The sequence below is a fragment of the Paenibacillus polysaccharolyticus genome, assembly GCF_023714295.1.
Classification (GTDB): domain Bacteria; phylum Bacillota; class Bacilli; order Paenibacillales; family Paenibacillaceae; genus Paenibacillus; species Paenibacillus polysaccharolyticus_A.
Map to the genome: position 1 here is coordinate 209,702 of NZ_JAMAUN010000008.1, position 17,063 is coordinate 226,764.

11 protein-coding genes are annotated in these 17,063 nt (G+C 48.1%); 10 read left to right on the plus strand and 1 reads right to left on the minus strand.

Translation table 11 applies throughout. From position 1 onward, the window contains the following. Nucleotides 1-604 precede the first annotated feature (604 nt). The 3 genes from secA (at nt 605) to M3629_RS19355 (ending at nt 5,540) form a co-directional block, all read left to right on the plus strand. On the plus strand, nt 605-3,109 hold the full coding sequence (gene secA, locus M3629_RS19345; RefSeq protein WP_251509549.1) for a preprotein translocase subunit SecA: 2,505 nt from the start codon (nt 605-607) through the stop codon (nt 3,107-3,109). A gap of 282 nt (nt 3,110-3,391) precedes the next feature. After that, nucleotides 3,392-4,505 (plus strand): peptide chain release factor 2 gene (gene prfB / locus M3629_RS19350; RefSeq protein ID WP_251509597.1). Its coding sequence is split into 2 segments (ribosomal slippage): nt 3,392-3,463 and nt 3,465-4,505, totalling 1,113 coding nucleotides; the frame shifts between segments, so codons are not numbered across the junction. 126 nt (nt 4,506-4,631) lie between these two features. Further along, nucleotides 4,632-5,540, plus strand: coding sequence for a YitT family protein (locus M3629_RS19355; protein ID WP_251509632.1), 909 nt, complete (start codon nt 4,632-4,634; stop codon nt 5,538-5,540). 160 nt (nt 5,541-5,700) lie between these two features. Here M3629_RS19355 and cls read toward each other — a convergent pair whose 3' ends face one another. Then, on the minus strand, nt 5,701-7,149 hold the full coding sequence (cls, locus tag M3629_RS19360; protein ID WP_251509633.1) for a cardiolipin synthase: 1,449 nt from the start codon (nt 7,147-7,149) through the stop codon (nt 5,701-5,703). Nucleotides 7,150-7,599: 450 nt separating this feature from the next. Between cls and argC the strand changes: the two genes are divergently transcribed. The 7 genes from argC to argH all read left to right on the plus strand — a co-directional run bounded on the left by argC (nt 7,600) and on the right by argH (nt 16,999). Continuing rightward, entirely contained in the window at nt 7,600-8,649 is a 1,050-nt protein-coding gene (gene argC / locus M3629_RS19365) for an N-acetyl-gamma-glutamyl-phosphate reductase (RefSeq protein WP_251509634.1), read from the plus strand. 146 nt (nt 8,650-8,795) lie between these two features. After that, nucleotides 8,796-10,034 carry a bifunctional glutamate N-acetyltransferase/amino-acid acetyltransferase ArgJ gene (argJ, locus tag M3629_RS19370; protein ID WP_251509635.1) on the plus strand — a complete coding sequence of 413 codons (1,239 nt, stop codon included), beginning with the start codon at nt 8,796-8,798 and terminating at the stop codon, nt 10,032-10,034. Between the two features lie 435 nt (nt 10,035-10,469). After that, nucleotides 10,470-11,297: an acetylglutamate kinase gene (gene argB / locus M3629_RS19375; RefSeq protein WP_251509678.1), complete on the plus strand. Its 828-nt coding sequence runs from the start codon at nt 10,470-10,472 to the stop codon at nt 11,295-11,297. Between the two features lie 380 nt (nt 11,298-11,677). After that, on the plus strand, nt 11,678-12,931 hold the full coding sequence (locus tag M3629_RS19380) for an aspartate aminotransferase family protein (protein WP_251509636.1): 1,254 nt from the start codon (nt 11,678-11,680) through the stop codon (nt 12,929-12,931). Nucleotides 12,932-13,197: 266 nt separating this feature from the next. Then, a complete protein-coding gene (argF, locus tag M3629_RS19385) occupies nt 13,198-14,163 on the plus strand; it encodes an ornithine carbamoyltransferase (RefSeq protein ID WP_251509637.1) in 966 nt (321 codons plus the stop codon). Nucleotides 14,164-14,253: 90 nt separating this feature from the next. Further along, nucleotides 14,254-15,489, plus strand: coding sequence for an argininosuccinate synthase (locus M3629_RS19390; protein WP_090922968.1), 1,236 nt, complete (start codon nt 14,254-14,256; stop codon nt 15,487-15,489). Between the two features lie 106 nt (nt 15,490-15,595). Further along, complete coding sequence (argH, locus tag M3629_RS19395; RefSeq protein ID WP_184184885.1) at nt 15,596-16,999, plus strand: argininosuccinate lyase; 1,404 nt, start codon at nt 15,596-15,598, stop codon at nt 16,997-16,999. Nucleotides 17,000-17,063 lie beyond the last annotated feature (64 nt).

Here is a 17,063-nt window from a genome sequence, read left to right on the forward strand (position 1 = left end):
TGAAAGATGGAAATAAAATGATGAAACTATTCGCCGTATTATTGCGTCTAATAGAATAGAAGTTAGCAGGAAAATCAAAACAAAGATAGAATTATAAAATCTATTATGAAATTATGAAATTTAATTCCATATTTCCCACAAATGATAGATTGATCCTTGCAACATCTCGGGAAATAAATCAACCAATGTGTCACTTCCGATAACGACTATGATTTTTTGCACTAAAACTCGGTTTATATGGGGGTTGAGGTTCAAAGAAGTCTTCTATGGCGTGTTGCGGCGACCCTTACAAACTGTTACAATTTATGCAAAGAGAATCATTGTCCTGATGAGGAATTGTCAACGAATGATCGCTAATCATAATCAATGACAGACACAGCACCATGAACATGATTCAATAGCTCGAATTCTGGCATGTTTTCCATCAACCAGAGCCGGGTGAATACGATCAGCTTCATGAGTAACTGTGGCAAGCCTGGAGTTGATTCATCTCATATGTTTTTTTGTTTGTTACCCCCAGGGGGAAATGGATGAACAATCCATCCGATGGTGTCGCATGGCGGCAGCAGGGGGTCTATTCTGTTTTGCACGAAAGGGGTATACCATGTTAGGACTTGTCAAAAAGATCTTCGGAGACATGAACGAGCGTGATGTGAAACGTCTGATGAAGACGGTCGATGTGATCAATAAACTGGAACCACAATTTCAGGCATTGTCTGATGAGCAGTTAAAAGGCAAAACGGAGGAATTCCGTGCCCGGATTGAAAAGGGAGAAACGACGGATGAACTTCTTCCTGAAGCATTTGCAACCGTACGTGAGGCATCACGCCGCGTACTGGGCAAACGTCATTATGATGTACAAATGCTGGGCGGGATTGCGCTGCACGAAGGCCGTATTTCTGAGATGAAAACGGGTGAAGGTAAAACGCTGGTAGGAACACTGCCGGTATATTTGAATGCATTGATGTCCAAAGGTGTACACGTAGTCACAGTCAATGACTATTTGGCGCAACGGGATAGCCAGGAGATGGGACAAATCTATGAATTCCTGGGCATGACAGTTGGGGTTAACCTCAGCGGCATGGACCATGCATTGAAACAGCATGCGTATGCATGTGACATTACGTATGGTACAAACAATGAATTCGGGTTTGATTACCTTCGTGACAATATGGTGCTGTACAAAGAACAAATGGTACAACGCCCATTGTTCTTCTGTATCATTGACGAAGTAGACTCGATCCTCGTCGATGAGGCACGTACACCATTGATCATTTCGGGACAAGCTCAGAAATCGACCGACCTGTATTATGCAGCGGACCGTTTTGTGAAACGTCTTGTGCCAGAAGAAGATTTTACGGTGGATATCAAAGTGAAGTCCGTAGCGCTGACTGAGGGTGGCGTAGCCAAAGCGGAGAAAGCTTTTGGTATTGAGAACTTGTATGATCATGCTAACGTGACGCTGAACCACCACATTGTACAGGCTCTGAAAGCTAACGTCATTATGCGCCGTGATGTGGATTATGTTGTTTCGGATGAAGAAGTCATGATCGTTGATGAATTCACTGGCCGTCTGATGGCTGGCCGTCGGTACAGTGATGGATTGCACCAAGCGATTGAAGCCAAAGAAGGCATTGAGGTTCAGAACGAGAGCATGACGCTGGCAACAATCACATTCCAGAACTACTTCCGGATGTACCGCAAACTTGCGGGTATGACAGGTACAGCGAAAACGGAAGAAGAAGAGTTCAAGAAGATCTATGGACTTGAAGTGCTACAGATTCCAACGAACCGTCCTAACAAACGGAACGATATGGCGGATGTGGTTTACAAGAGCATTGATGGTAAGTTCAAAGCTGTTGTAGAAGAGATCGTGGAACGACACAGCAAAAATCAACCGGTTCTTGTGGGTACCGTATCCATCGAGAACTCGGAGCGCTTGTCGGACATGCTGAAACGTCGCGGCATCAGACACCAAGTCTTGAACGCGAAGTTCCATGCGGAAGAAGCTGAAATTATCTCTGGTGCGGGTCAAGCGGGTGCAGTAACGATTGCAACGAACATGGCCGGTCGGGGTACAGATATTATTTTGGGTCAAGGTGTTGCTGAAGTTGGCGGCCTTCATATCATCGGTACAGAGCGCCACGAATCACGCCGGATTGATAACCAGTTGCGTGGTCGTGCGGGACGTCAGGGTGACCCGGGTTCCACACAGTTTTACCTGTCGCTGGGCGATGAATTGATGAAACGTTTCGGTGCCGACAACGTGCTCAACATGATGGAGCGTCTTGGTTTTGAAGAAGATCAGCCGATCGAGAGCCGCATGATTACGCGTGCTGTTGAATCTGCGCAGAAGCGGGTTGAAGGGAATAACTTTGACGTACGTAAAGTGGTACTCCAGTATGATGATGTCATGAACCAGCAACGTGAGATTATCTACAAACAGCGTCGTGAGGTATTGGAGTCTGAAAATATTAAACAAATCGTTATGGATATGATCAAACCTTCCATTGAGCGTATCGTTGAAGCACACTGCAGTGACGAGATTCCGGAGAACTGGGAGCTGCAAGAGGTTGCGGACTTCATGAATAGCAAATTGCTGGATGAAGGCTCGATTACCAAAGATGACCTCTGGGGCAAAGAAGCTGAAGAGATCATTGAGTATCTGTTCGAGAAAGTACAGAACAAGTACAATGCCCGTGAAGAACGTATCGGTGAAGATATGGTTCGTGAATTCGAGAAGGTTGTTGTGCTTCGTGCAGTAGACAGCAAGTGGATGGATCACATTGATGCGATGGATCAATTGCGCCAAGGTATCCACCTCCGTGCATACGGCGGTACAGACCCACTTCGTGAGTACCAATTCGAAGGTTTCGAAATGTTCCATCAGATGATTGCTTCGATTCAGGAAGAAGTGGCGACGTATGTGATGAAAGCACAGATCGAAAGCAACCAGGAGCGTCAGGCCGTTGTGGATGAGAGTCAGATCTCGACAAGCGGTGAACCTGCAGAGAAACGTCCGGTGAAAGTTTCTGACCAAATCGGCCGTAATGACCCTTGTCCTTGTGGCAGTGGCAAAAAGTTTAAACATTGTCATGGTCAAGAGTAGTTTCATTTCTTTTATGGAAGTGCCAAATGGTAGATAGGTTAGTTTAATCTATATCGTTTGACTTATACGGCTCCTTGCAGCCGGGGGTTCAATAAGATAAAGTGAAGGATGCATAATCGGTAATCGGTGCATATGAATAGTCATATGACGCTGAGTGAAGTCTGATGCGCGTGCTGGTAACAGTATGTGCAAGGCTTACGGTATAATGGTTCCGAGACTTGATCTTGATCGTTGAACTTCCCGGATGCGGGGAGCTTATCTTAATGAAAAGAGGAATTGCACATGATCGATCCAAGCGTGAAGCAGGACCTGCGTGAAATAGGCAAGAAATTAACAAACCTTAGGGGGTCTCTTTGACTTAGATCTCAAGCAAGAGATGATTGAGAACTTTGAAGAGAAGATGTCAGCTCCGGACTTCTGGGATGACAATGAGAAAGCGCAAGCCGTCATTGCAGAGATGAACGCAGTGAAAGGTTCGGTAGATCAGTACGCGAAGTTGCAACAGGATTATGATGATGCATTGATGATGGCTGAGCTGGCTGATGAAGAAGGCGACGAAGAGCTCGCTACGGAGATTGGCAACAGTGTCGCTGCAATTGTAGGCAAACTGGAAGAGTTTGAATTACAACTTCTCCTGAACCAGCCGTATGACAAGATGAATGCGATTCTGGAGCTTCATCCAGGTGCTGGTGGTACAGAGTCGCAGGACTGGGGTCAGATGCTGCTCCGTATGTACACGCGCTGGGCGGAGAAACGGGGCTTCAAGGTTGAGGTGCTGGATTATCTTCCGGGTGATGAAGCGGGGATCAAGAGTGTGACGTTGTCCATCAAAGGGCATAACGCATACGGTTATCTGAAAGCAGAGAAGGGGGTTCACCGTCTGGTGCGGATCTCTCCTTTTGACTCATCAGGCCGTAGACATACTTCCTTCGTATCTTGTGATGTGGTGCCGGAGATCGACGATACCATCGAGATCGACATTCGTACCGAAGACCTCAAGATCGATACGTATCGTGCAAGCGGTGCGGGTGGACAGCATATTAACACTACCGATTCCGCTGTACGGATTACACATATACCGACCGGAGTGGTTGTGACCTGTCAGAACGAACGTTCACAGATCAAAAACCGTGAGCGTGCGATGACGATGCTTCGTTCCAAGTTGTATGAGCGCAAAATTGAAGAGCAGAAAAAAGAACTGGACGAAATCCGAGGGGATCAGTCGGATATTTCGTGGGGAAGCCAGATTCGCTCCTATGTATTCCATCCCTATAGTATGGTAAAGGATCACCGTACAAGCGTAGAGACAGGTAATACAGGAGCAGTGATGGACGGCGACCTCGATGCATTCATCGACGGTTATTTGCGTAGCCAAATTAAAGTAGAATCCGATTAATACAAGTTCCTGTATAGACCCGTGCGCGCAAGCGTATGCTGGTGTGTACAGGGGCTTTTTTTTGAACATTTATAAGAGGTGTAAAGAAGATTACGGAACTGTTATATAAAAGGAGAGCGCGACAACATGCAAGAGCAACAACATTCATATCCTCATCGTAAAAAAAGGTTAACCACATTTATTCCCCTGAATGGACCATGGCGGAACGTCATCGATACCCTGTTTATTATTGTGGGTTCGTTTTTGATTGCCGTAGCCTTTAATTTATTTTTATTGCCCAATCAAATCGCTTCAGGTGGTGTATCGGGTTTATCCATCCTCGGAGACGAGTGGTTCGGCTGGGAACCGGCATATACCCAATGGGCGATTAACATCCCGTTATTAATTGCAGGTTTCCTGTTGATTGGTAAACAATATGGTGTGCGGTCCATCCTTGGCAGCATTGTGTTGCCGCTCTTTGTATATTTGACGAGTCATTGGGAGATTCCGACGGCGAATCCGTTGCTCGGCTCTCTGTATGGGGGCATTGGTGTGGGGCTAGGGATTGGGATCGTGTACCGGGGTAGGGGATCAACCGGGGGCATGAGTATCTTGGCTCGTATTGTGCAAAAATACAGTGGGTTCAGTTATTCGCTATGTGTTGTCATCATGGATGCAACGGTCATTATTTTGGCTGCTTTTGTGCTGTCGCTGGAACAGTCGCTGTATGCGTTAATCGGGCTATACGTTACGGGGAAAGTCATTGATGCCGTGGAGATGGGACTGGGATACTCGAAGGTAGCGTATATTATCTCTAACCAGACAGAACCGATTACCAAAGTCATTCTGGCTGATCTGGATCGTGGACTAACCAAGCTGGAAGCAAAAGGTGGATATACAGACGACCAGCGAACCGTGCTTATGGTTGTCGTGGGGCAAAATGAAGTACCGAGACTGAAAGCGCTGATCCGGTCTGTGGACCCGGGTGCGTTTGTCATCATTAGTAATGCGCATGAGGTGCTTGGTGAAGGCTTTAAGCGCGGTGAACATATTTAAGGTTTAAAAGCATGAGGTAGATATAAAAAAAGCAGATCCTCCTTTTACCCGGATTACGGGAAAGGAAGGTTCTGCTTTTGTTTTTAAGGAGAGAGATTATTCTGTCATCGTAGTGTCTGTGTAAATCATGTTCTGTTATTTATATAGGTTCCTGCCGAGTTTACAAGATCGGAGACAGCAGACGAGAAATCGCTTCTTTGAAACGAATCATTAAACTGCGATTTTGATACTCCTCCAGCGTTAACTCTCTTGATACATGCAGGTCGTGCTCGAACGTTTGTACAAGCGCCGTTGCAATCGTCTCATCATACATAAAGGCATTGACCTCGAAGTTTAACCTGAAACTACGGTAATCAATATTAGCCGTGCCGACAGAAGCGACGAGACTGTCAATAATCAGTGTCTTGGCGTGGATAAAGCCATTATCGTAGATAAACGCTTTGGCCCCTACTTTTAACAACTCCCCGATATAAGACAACGTGGCCCAATAGACAAAGGCATGATCCGGTTTATTCGGAATCATAATTCGAACATCGATCCCTGACAGGCAGGCGAGGCGAATGGCTTCGAATACGCTGGCATCCGGGATAAAATACGGGGTTTGAATCATAATGGACTGTTTGGCGTCATTGATCATTTTAAGATAACTGTTTTTGATATGCTCAGTCTCGGCGTCAGGTCCACTAGATACGATCTGCATAGCGGTATGGCCTATTGCCTCGATATGAGGGAAGTGAGCGGGAACGTATGGTGTGTCATGCTGTTTGGAAGCTTCGTTCCAGTCGAGCAGGAAACGGGTTTGCAATGCATGCACGGCATTCCCTCGTATACGCAGGTGGGTATCGCGCCAGTAGCCAAATTTGGAATTGAGCCCGAGATATTCATCCCCAACGTTGAAGCCGCCAGTATAACCGAGATTACCATCAATGATAACGATCTTACGGTGGTTGCGGTAATTCATCCGCAGGTTAATCAGACTGAATTTGGATGGGAAAAAGACTTCAACAAGTCCACCCGCTTCGCGCAGTTCTTTGAAAAAGCGATTTCTTACCCGCCGCGAGCCAAGCGCATCATAGAGCAGGCGGACTTTCACGCCTTCACGTGCTTTGTGGATCAACGCATCCCGGATTCTTTTGCCCAGACTGTCTCCCCGATAGATGTAATATTGCACATGCACATGATCCTGTGCCGCCTCGATGTCATCCAGAAGTCGCTGGAACTTATCTGTTCCATCGGTGATGATCTCAACGGCGTTGTGCTCTGTCAGGAGCGCACCGTTTTGTTTGAGGTTCATATAAATCATGTCCTGACTGTTTTCCGTTGCCTTGTTGGAGAAAGGCGTGCGATTATCCTGCAGCTGGGCAAGCTGCGCCTCGATTCGTTCCTCCAAGCCAAGCTTCTTGCGCTCTTTCCATTGGAAGAGGCGATACCGGGTCAGATTCTGACCCGTCAATAGATAAAGGATGAACCCGAAGACCGGAATAAAGTTCAATACCAGCAGCCAAGCCCAGGAAGCACTGGCATCCTTGCGTTCAAAGAAAACGACTGCGGCAGCGAAGATAATATTCAGTCCCAGGAGCACAATAAGTAATATGGATTCGATATGCACTTTAGTCCCCCATGTCTCATAATGACCTTCGGAGTCCGGCTCAATATAACCTTTCAAGAGAAGGTGTGTGTATGAACAAGACTCTTTATGTAATGTTTCCTTCTACTATGTATTTTAACAGAAGAAACCTTGTTCGTCCGCAAGGTAAAAAGATATCGTTCGGATTTGTTGGGAATCCGTGTAAAATTCATGATAGATGGTTGTATTTATATAACTAGAGTCGTATAATAATACACAAATATGCATAGAAGCGACGGAATTGTCTGCTCAAGCTTTGATGATACGTATGAACGAGATGTTTGCACAAAAAACGGAGAGGACAGAAACAAACCTGGAAAGCGAATGAAAGGTTGTTCTGTCATTGAAGTGCTAGTGCAAATTTCTCGTCATCATTCAGAGAGCCTTGAGCAAGGCACAAGTAGCGCATACAACAGGATTGGGGGAGCGAGAGTGAATAACAAATTAAGAGTGGCAATCGTCGGTTCCACCGGCTACGGCGGGGTGGAACTGATTCGTTTTTTTCAGAATCATCCGCAAGTTGATATTACATCGGTAATCTCTTCATCCAGCAGCGGGGAGTCCATCGCCGATGGGTTTCCGCATTTGACGGACGTGATTCGCAGGCCACTCGACGGTGTCGATCCGGCAGAGATCGCAAGTCGTGCAGATCTCGTATTCACCGCGACCCCGTCTGGCGTAAGCGCGAAGCTCGTACCTAGTCTGCTGGAAGCAGGACTGAAAGTGATCGACCTGTCGGGTGATTTCCGTTTGAAAGACGGATCGGTGTATGAGCAATGGTATAAACACCCTGCACCGTCAGCAGAATTGCTGGAGAAGGCCGTATACGGTATGGCTGAGGTGTATGGGGATGAAGTGAAAGGTAAGGATTTTATATCCAATCCTGGCTGTTATCCAACAGCTACGTTGCTGGGTCTGATTCCTGCGGTGGAAGCGGGTTGGATTGATCCATCGACCATCATTATTGATGCAAAATCAGGCGTATCCGGTGCAGGGCGCGGAACGAGTCTGACCAACCATTATGCAGAAATGAACGAAAACTTTAAAGCGTACAAATTGAATAAACATCAGCATATCCCTGAGATCGAGCAAGTGCTCGGCAATATCACCGGAAGCCCGGTGACGGTAACTTTTACAACACAGCTTGTGCCGATGACACGCGGCATTATGAGTACGATGTATGCAAAGCTGACGGGTGAGCATAGTGATCAGGAGATTGTGGACTTATATCGTAAATACTATGAAAACAGACCTTTTGTACGTGTACGTGAACCGGGTATTTGGCCTTCGACAAAAGAAGTGTCTGGATCTAACTATTGTGATATCGGATTTTCGGTAGACCCGCGCACCGGGCGTTTGACGATCATTTCGGTGATCGACAACCTGGTGAAGGGTGCATCCGGGCAAGCGATTCAAAATATGAACCTGATGATGGGATGGGAGGAAAACCTCGGGCTGAACATGACACCAGTATATCCATAACATGTGGCTTTTGAACATCGCAGGGGGAGCGCGCGAAGAAGCGGTGTTTCATCTAAAAGTCATAAGGCATGGGTATCAGTTGGGGGAGTTTCAGTTGAAGCAGGCGGTTCATCAGCATATGGCTGAACGCATACGGGGGATATGATATGGGAACAAAAGTGGAGCATCAAGCTTTTACCGTAGTTGAAAATGGAACCATCGTTACGCCAGGCGGATTCTCGGCAGGAGGACTGCACTGTGGTTTGAAAAAAACATCACGCAACGACATCGGAGCGATTCGTTGTGATATTCCTGCGACCGCTGCAGCGGTTTATACGACAAACGTGTTTCAGGCTGCTCCGCTCAAAGTCACTCGGGAAAGCCTGAGAAACGGACGGTTACAGGCTGTGATTGTAAATAGCGGTAATGCCAATGCTTGCACAGGACAGCAGGGTGAAGAAGATGCATATGCGATGCGAGCGGCAGCGGCTCGTGAACTGGGCGTGGCTGAAGAGGACGTAGCTGTGGCTTCCACGGGGGTCATCGGTGAACTACTGAAGATGGATGCGGTACATTCGGGCATCAAGGCGCTTTCAGAGCAGCTGGGCAAGGAAACGAACGAAGCAGAACAATTTTCACAAGCGATTCTGACTACCGATTTGGTGAAAAAGGAAGCTTGCGTCTCCGTCGTAGTTGGCGGCAAGACGGTAACAATTGCGGGAGCGGCCAAAGGCTCGGGGATGATTCATCCGAATATGGCCACGATGCTGGCATTTATGACCTCGGACGCGGTCATCGGCGCAGAAGCATTGCAGCGCCTGCTGCGCCAGGCGACCAACCATACATTCAACATGATTACTGTAGACGGTGATACGAGCACGAACGATATGCTCGTAGCGATGTCCAGCGGTTATGCAGGTAATGAAGAGCTGACGATGGATCACCCGGATTGGGAGGCATTTGCTGCCGGGTTCACATATGTATGCCAAGTGCTTGCCAAAGCGATTGCGCGTGATGGTGAAGGAGCAACCAAGCTGGTGGAAGTGGAAGTGACGGGTGCGGTTAGTGATGAATCTGCACAAGCCATTGCCAAAACGGTAATCGGCTCAAGCTTGGTGAAATCCGCGATGTTTGGGGCTGATGCAAACTGGGGCCGGATTATTGCTGCTGTAGGCCGTGCAGGCCAACCCGTAAACCCGGATGCGGTAGATATCCGTCTCGGTGACATCTCTGTGCTCGCACAGTCTCGTCCTGTTGTGTTTGATGAAGAAGCGGCGCTGGCATACTTGCAGACCGATACAGTACGTATTGTAGTTGACCTGCATCACGGTGAAGGCAACGCTGTAGCCTGGGGATGCGACCTGACGTATGACTATGTGCGAATTAATGCAGCGTATCGTACGTAATTAGAAGTTTTGTTATAGATATGATTGTTTTAATTCATGCTCGAACTCATTGATGTGAGTCTCATCATGAAATCATATTTACCTGAACATTTGTTAAAGTACCCGAACGTTATTAAAGGTACTGAACTTGCAGCTTCATCTCTTAGAAAGCTGCGTACCATCATAGATGTAAAAAATGTTTATAAGGATTAAACTTTTAAATATAAACAATAAACGAATATAGTGGAAGAGGCGGAATCGATTCTGTAGAAGCGTAGCGTTCGCATTTGTCTCCGGGTTTTCCCTTTGGAAAAAGGGGATCAGAAAAACCTGGAGACAACGGCGATCGAAAGAACGATCCGAATCTGGAACGGCCAGCGTTTATCAATATCTTTTATATTGGTGTTAATCCTTTATAACCCCATTAGAAAGGAGTCTTGCCCCGTGAATTCAACCATGCCGAACGGCAGTACTGTAACGGAAGCAGGTACGGAAAAACAGATGTTTGTGATGAAATGTGGAGGCAGTACACTGGCTGCGTTGCCAGAGTCTTTCTTTGCGGATCTGCGTGATTTGCAGTCCTCGGGAAACGGCCCGGTCATCGTTCATGGCGGCGGCCCGGCAATTTCTGATAACTTGGCAAAGCTTGGGATCGAAACCGAATTTGTAAATGGTTTGCGTAAGACCACCGAGCCTGTATTGGACGTTGTGGAAATGGTGCTGGCAGGTAGCATTAACAAACAGATTGTACGTTTGATCCAGCGTGTGGGCGGTCAGGCTTTGGGAGTATCTGGTGTCGACGGCGGTCTCATTCAAGCGAAACCGGTAGCAAACCATGCCGAAATCGGCTGGGTTGGTGATGTAACAAGCGTCAAAGCTGAGATTATCCAGGGGATCGTAAACATGGGCTATATGCCCGTTATTGCACCCGTAGGTGTTGATGCGAGCGGACAGCGCTACAATATTAATGCAGATACCGCTGCCGGAGCGGTGGCTTCACATCTCGGCGTAAGTCGAATGATCGTTGTGACAGATGTACCGGGCATTATGAAGACGATCGGCGGCGAGAAAAAAGTGCTGCCATCCGTATCCGTTCAGGAGATCGAGGATATGATTCAAACCGGCGAGATCTATGGCGGCATGATCCCGAAGGTTCGCGCAGCGATTGCTTGCATTCACGGCGAGGTACGCGAGGTTATTATCGTGGACGGAAGCGAGCCGCAGATCCTGAGCCGTGTGCTTGGCGGCGAGACGATCGGTACACGAATTATCCGAATGCAGTAGATGTAATACGAAATTCAGACTTTAGGCTTTTATTTATATAAAAAAGAATTTGTACACGGTGTTTTTATGAGAAGTTGAATTTACACGTTAACGCAGAGGGTAGAAAAAACCTGAATAGCGAAGCGCTCGTGTATAGTCGGATTTTTTCTTTATATCATTGTTGAACTATTTGTTTACACAAAAACGGAGAGGACAGAAAAAACCTGAAAAAGCGGAGCGGTCGCCTTTATCACCGGATTTTCCCTTTAGGAAAGGGAATCCGAAAAATCTGGGGATAACAGCGATTGAAAGGTTGTTCTGTCATCGGAGTAACCCCCGTGTAAATAAAGGTTTTCTCATAATGGATCGCAGTGTACGAATCGACAAGGAGTGATATGGTCATGGCAAAAGGCAACGAACAGCCAGGTTCTGGCACAGCCGTAGCAGGGGCAGCAGCAACAGGTGCAGCGTCACCGACGGAAAGCTCACTTTTTCAAACGTATGCACGGTATCCAATTAGCTTGGTCAAAGGTAAAGGCAGCTGGTTATGGGACGATCAGGGGAACCGCTATCTCGATTTCATGTGTGGACTTGCTGTAACAAGCCTGGGCCATGCACCGGAGAAAGTCGGAGCGAAGTTGAAAGCTCAGATCGATGAGCTGTGGCACGTATCTAACTTGTTCCAGATTCCAGGACAGGAAAAGGCAGCAGCTTTGCTGACAGCCAACACCTGCGCTGACGCGGTCTTTTTCTGCAACAGCGGCGCTGAAGCGAACGAAGCGGCGATCAAAGTGGCACGTCGTTATCAGCAGAAGGTGAAGGGTGAAGATCGGTACGAAGTGATTACCTTTGCTCAATCGTTCCATGGACGGACATTGGCAACACTGACGGCAACCGGGCAGGATAAGGTGAAAGAAGGATTTTTGCCACTGCCAGCCGGATTTGTAACTGTGCCTTTGCATGATATTCCTGCACTTGAAGCGGCGATTGGACCGAAGACCGCAGCGATTATGCTGGAGATGGTTCAGGCCGAGGGTGGAGTATATCCGGTGGAGCCGGAATTTGTGAAACATGTGCGTAAACTGTGTGACGAGCACGGCTTGCTCATGATCGTGGACGAAGTGCAAACAGGTATGGGACGTACAGGCAAGTTGTTTGCTCACGAGCATTATGGTGTTGAACCGGACGTATTCACCGTTGCAAAGGGCATTGGTAGTGGATTCCCTGTTGGCGCAATGTTGGGGAAAGGCTTCCTGCGTGATGCATTTACACCGGGTAGCCATGCAACGACGTTTGGTGGCACACCGCTTGCATCCTCTGTTGTTATTGCGACGATCGAAACGATGCTGGAGGATCGTTTGCCGGAGCGTGCAGCCGAGATGGGCGACTATCTGATGACGTCCTTGCGCAATCGTCTGGCGGGCAACTCGTTTGTGAAAGAAGTGCGCGGCATGGGCTTGCTGGTCGGCATTGAGTGTGCAGAGCCGATCGGTGATATCGTATTGGCAGGACAGAAACGTGGCATCTTGTTTGTTTCGGCTGGACCGAGTGTGATTCGTTTGCTTCCTAACCTGTATGTAAGCAAAGAAGAGATCGACGAAGCTGTGTCTCTGGTGGCGACATTGATTGTGGAGCATGTAGCGGCGAAAGCGTAAACCTATGCTGATAAAATAAAGTACTGGACCGGGGCCCTCACGGCCCCGGCGCAGATTAAAGTGAAAGAATCCCTGTAGCCGCGTGGTAATCAAGCGCAGAAGTAGTAGAGGCTGACGATTATTCACCCCGCAGTGTGGATGGAACAAAAAATTCGCTCTACCTGGGCTGATATGCAGAGGGTTAATTCAGCCGGGCCAAGTCAGCAAAGAATGTAAAACTTCTGCCCGTGCGGGTGCAGGGAACCGGAAATGAGGAGGAACCAATAATGGCAGTACAGCACACAGACAAGGTTCAGAAAATTGATTTGAGAGGCCGGGATTTCATCGAATTCACGGACCATACGGCAGAGGAAATCCGTTACCTGCTTGATCTCGCGATTGAGATTAAAGGTAAGCAAAAAAGCGGTGTACCGTTCCAGCCCCTGAAGGGCAAAACGATCGGACTTATTTTTGAAAAATCATCGACACGTACGCGTGTATCCTTTGAAGTGGGTATGTTCCAGTTGGGTGGACATGCGCTTTTCCTGAGCAAAAACGACATTCAGCTGGGACGCGGCGAAACGACGCATGATACGGCTAAGGTACTGTCTCGTTATCTTGACGGCATTATGATCCGTACGTTTGGACACCATAATGTGATTGAACTGGCAGAACACGCGGATGTTCCGGTGATTAACGGCCTGAGCGATGCAGCACACCCATGTCAGGTACTGGCGGATTTCCAAACGGTGCTGGAGCATAAAGGCAAACTGGCGGGTCTGAAAATGGCTTATGTCGGCGATGGCAACAACATGGCACACTCTCTGATGCTGGGTGCAGCGAAAATGGGGATGCATGTTGCGGTAGCCACTCCGGAAGGATATGAGCCGGACAGCACCGTGGTCGAGCAAGCTCGTGCGATTGCACAGGAGAGTGGCTCCGAAGTAGTCGTAACCTACAGTGCACAGGAAGCCGTGAAAGATGCTGATATTGTGTATACGGATGTATGGGCGAGCATGGGCTTTGAAGAGGAGCAAAAGATTCGTGAGCAGGCGTTTGCGGCGTATCAGGTCGATGAGGAATTGATGAAAGGTGCGAAGCCGGACTACATGTTCCTGCACTGCTTGCCAGCACACCGCGGTGAAGAAGTGAGCGCAGGTGTCATCGATGGCCCGAACTCGCTGATCTTTGATCAGGCAGAAAACCGTCTGCATGCACAAAAAGCACTGATGGCCGCTTTGATGAGCGAATAGTCGCGATTTGCGGCAATGGGTTGATTTTACACGCCAATTTGGCGATGATAGATAGAATATTGTAATTGATCTTGGGGAGGACCATATCACATGGCTAAGGAAAAAATCGTACTCGCCTATTCCGGCGGACTAGACACATCTGTAATTTTGAAATGGTTGAAAGAAACGTATGATGCAGAGATTATCGCGTTTACCGCGGATATCGGTCAGAAGGACGAACTCGACGGACTCGAAGAAAAAGCACTCGCTACGGGCGCTTCCAAAGTATACATCGATGATCTGCGCGACGAATTCGCGAAAGATTTCATCTATCCCATGTTCCAGGCAGGTGCCCTTTATGAAGGTCAATACCTGCTCGGTACAAGTATCGCGCGTCCGCTTATTGCTAAACGTATGGTGGATATCGCGCGTGCAGAAGGTGCCACAGCGATCGCTCACGGCGCTACGGGTAAAGGGAATGATCAGGTTCGTTTTGAGTTGAACGCAGCTGCACTGACACCGGACATTCAAGTGATCGCGCCTTGGCGTCTGGAAGAGTTCCGCAATCAGTTCCCGGGACGTGCTGAAATGATTGCTTATGCTGAGAAACATGGCATTCCGGTTACTGCTTCTGCGGCGAAACCTTACTCCACAGACCGCAATCTGCTACATATCAGCTATGAGAGCGGTGTGCTTGAAGATCCTTGGTTTGATCCAAGCGCGGATGAAAACAAAGATATGTTCCTGCTGAGCAGCGCACCTGAGGATGCACCGGACCAACCGGAGTACCTCGAACTGGAGTTTGAACAAGGTGACTGTGTTGCCCTGAACGGCGAGCGTCTGAGCCCACTGCAAGTGATGGAGCAACTGAATGAACTGGGCGGCAAACACGGTATCGGCCGTGTGGACATGGTAGAGAATCGTTTTGTCGGCATGAAGAGCCGCGGCGTATACGAAACACCGGGTGGAACGATCCTGTTCACGGCACATCGCAAAATGGAATCCATCACGATGGATCGTGAAGTGATGAACCTGCGTGACAGCTTGATTACACGTTACAGCACACTCGTATATAACGGGTTCTGGTTTGCACCGGAACGTCTGGCACTGCAAGCTCTGGTAACGGAGAGCCAGAAGAACGTAACCGGTACGGTTCGTGTGAAACTGTACAAAGGAAATGTTATTGGCGCAGGCGTGAAAAGCCCTGTCAGCCTGTACAATCCGGACATTGCTACCATGGAAGCTGATCCATCTGAAGCTTATGACCAAGGTGATGCAACAGGCTTTATCCGCCTGAACGCACTGCGTTTGAAAGTACATTCCGGTGTGGAGCAAAACAAAAAATAATTCACGGCGTGTGTGTCACGCTACATCATAATTACTGACAAGGCGGGCCGTTCTTGCACATTCTGGCAGGGGCGGCTTTGTCCATGAGCGAAAGGGGATACTCACTGTGAGCAAGCTGTGGGGAGGACGTTTTACGAAGCAAACCAACCATCTGGTTGAAGAATATACCGCATCCATTAATTTTGACAAAGCATTGGCGGAAGAAGATATTCAAGGCAGTTTGGCCCATGTGACGATGCTGGGCAAATGCGGTATTTTGCCGGCTGAAGATGTGGAAACGATCAAGGAAGGCCTGATCACCGTTTTGCATAAAATCCGTGCAGGTGAAGTGGAATTCTCCGTATCAGATGAAGACATCCACATGAATATTGAGAAAAATCTGATTGAAACGATTGGCCCTGTCGGCGGTAAACTGCATACAGGTCGTAGCCGGAATGACCAGGTGGCAACCGATATGCACTTGTATCTGCGTGAACGTGTTGTAGGTTTTGTTGGCATGTTACATGCTTTGCAGGAAGCGCTAATCGGACAGGCTAAAGACAATCTGGATACGATTGTACCGGGTTATACCCATTTACAACGTGCTCAGCCGATTTTGTTTGCACACCACTTGATGGCCTATGTATCCATGTTCCAGCGTGATGCGGAGCGTCTGATGGACAGCTACAAACGGATTAATGTACTGCCACTTGGTGCAGGAGCGCTTGCAGGAACAACGTTCCCAATTGATCGTCATTTTGTAGCAGAACAGCTTGGCTTTGATGGAGTGTATGAGAATAGTCTGGATGCGGTAAGTGACCGTGACTTCATTGTGGAATTTCTGGCCGCTGCTTCCCTAATCATGACACACTTGTCCCGTTTGAGCGAAGAACTGGTACTGTGGAGCAGCACGGAGTTTGGTTTCGTAGAGCTGGATGATGCGTTCTGTACAGGTAGTAGCATTATGCCGCAAAAGAAAAATCCCGACGTGCCCGAGCTTGTTCGTGGTAAAACGGGACGTGTATACGGTAATCTGATCGGGTTGTTGACCGTGCTGAAATCTCTTCCGCTGGCTTACAACAAAGACATGCAGGAAGACAAAGAAGGCATGTTTGATACGGTAGCAACGCTTGAAGGGGCGCTTCAGTTATTTGCTCCAATGATTGCTACGATGAAAGTAAACAAGGATCGTATGCGTCAAGCGGTAAACCAGGACTTCTCCAATGCAACGGATATTGCGGATTTCCTCGTCGGTGAGGGTCTGCCTTTCCGTCAAGCGCATGAGGTGATTGGTAAAACGGTATTGTACTGCATCCAGAACGGCAAATATTTGCTTGATCTGACGATTGATGAATTCAAGCAGTTCTCACCACTGTTTGATGACCGCATCTACGATGTGCTGCAACCGGAAGCGGTAGTCAATGCGCGTAACGTTTATGGCGGCACAGCATCGGGACAAGTGGCAGAGGCTATTGCTCGCAGTGAGAAGATGCTCGGAGCAACGGAGCAGTGGATTGAAAATCGGGGTTAAGGCTCTTGGTTACACCCCAGGGTTAGGACTCATTTAAGCTCTAACTAGCGTTCTAGTTGGAGTG

Coding starts and splice junctions, on each gene's coding strand:
- secA (WP_251509549.1), top strand. CDS start 605: ATGTTAGGACTTGTCAAAAAGATCTTCGGAGACATGAACGAGCGTGAT.
- M3629_RS19355 (WP_251509632.1), top strand. CDS start 4,632: ATGCAAGAGCAACAACATTCATATCCTCATCGTAAAAAAAGGTTAACC.
- argJ (WP_251509635.1), top strand. CDS start 8,796: ATGGGAACAAAAGTGGAGCATCAAGCTTTTACCGTAGTTGAAAATGGA.
- argB (WP_251509678.1), top strand. CDS start 10,470: ATGCCGAACGGCAGTACTGTAACGGAAGCAGGTACGGAAAAACAGATG.
- M3629_RS19380 (WP_251509636.1), top strand. CDS start 11,678: ATGGCAAAAGGCAACGAACAGCCAGGTTCTGGCACAGCCGTAGCAGGG.
- argF (WP_251509637.1), top strand. CDS start 13,198: ATGGCAGTACAGCACACAGACAAGGTTCAGAAAATTGATTTGAGAGGC.
- M3629_RS19390 (WP_090922968.1), top strand. CDS start 14,254: ATGGCTAAGGAAAAAATCGTACTCGCCTATTCCGGCGGACTAGACACA.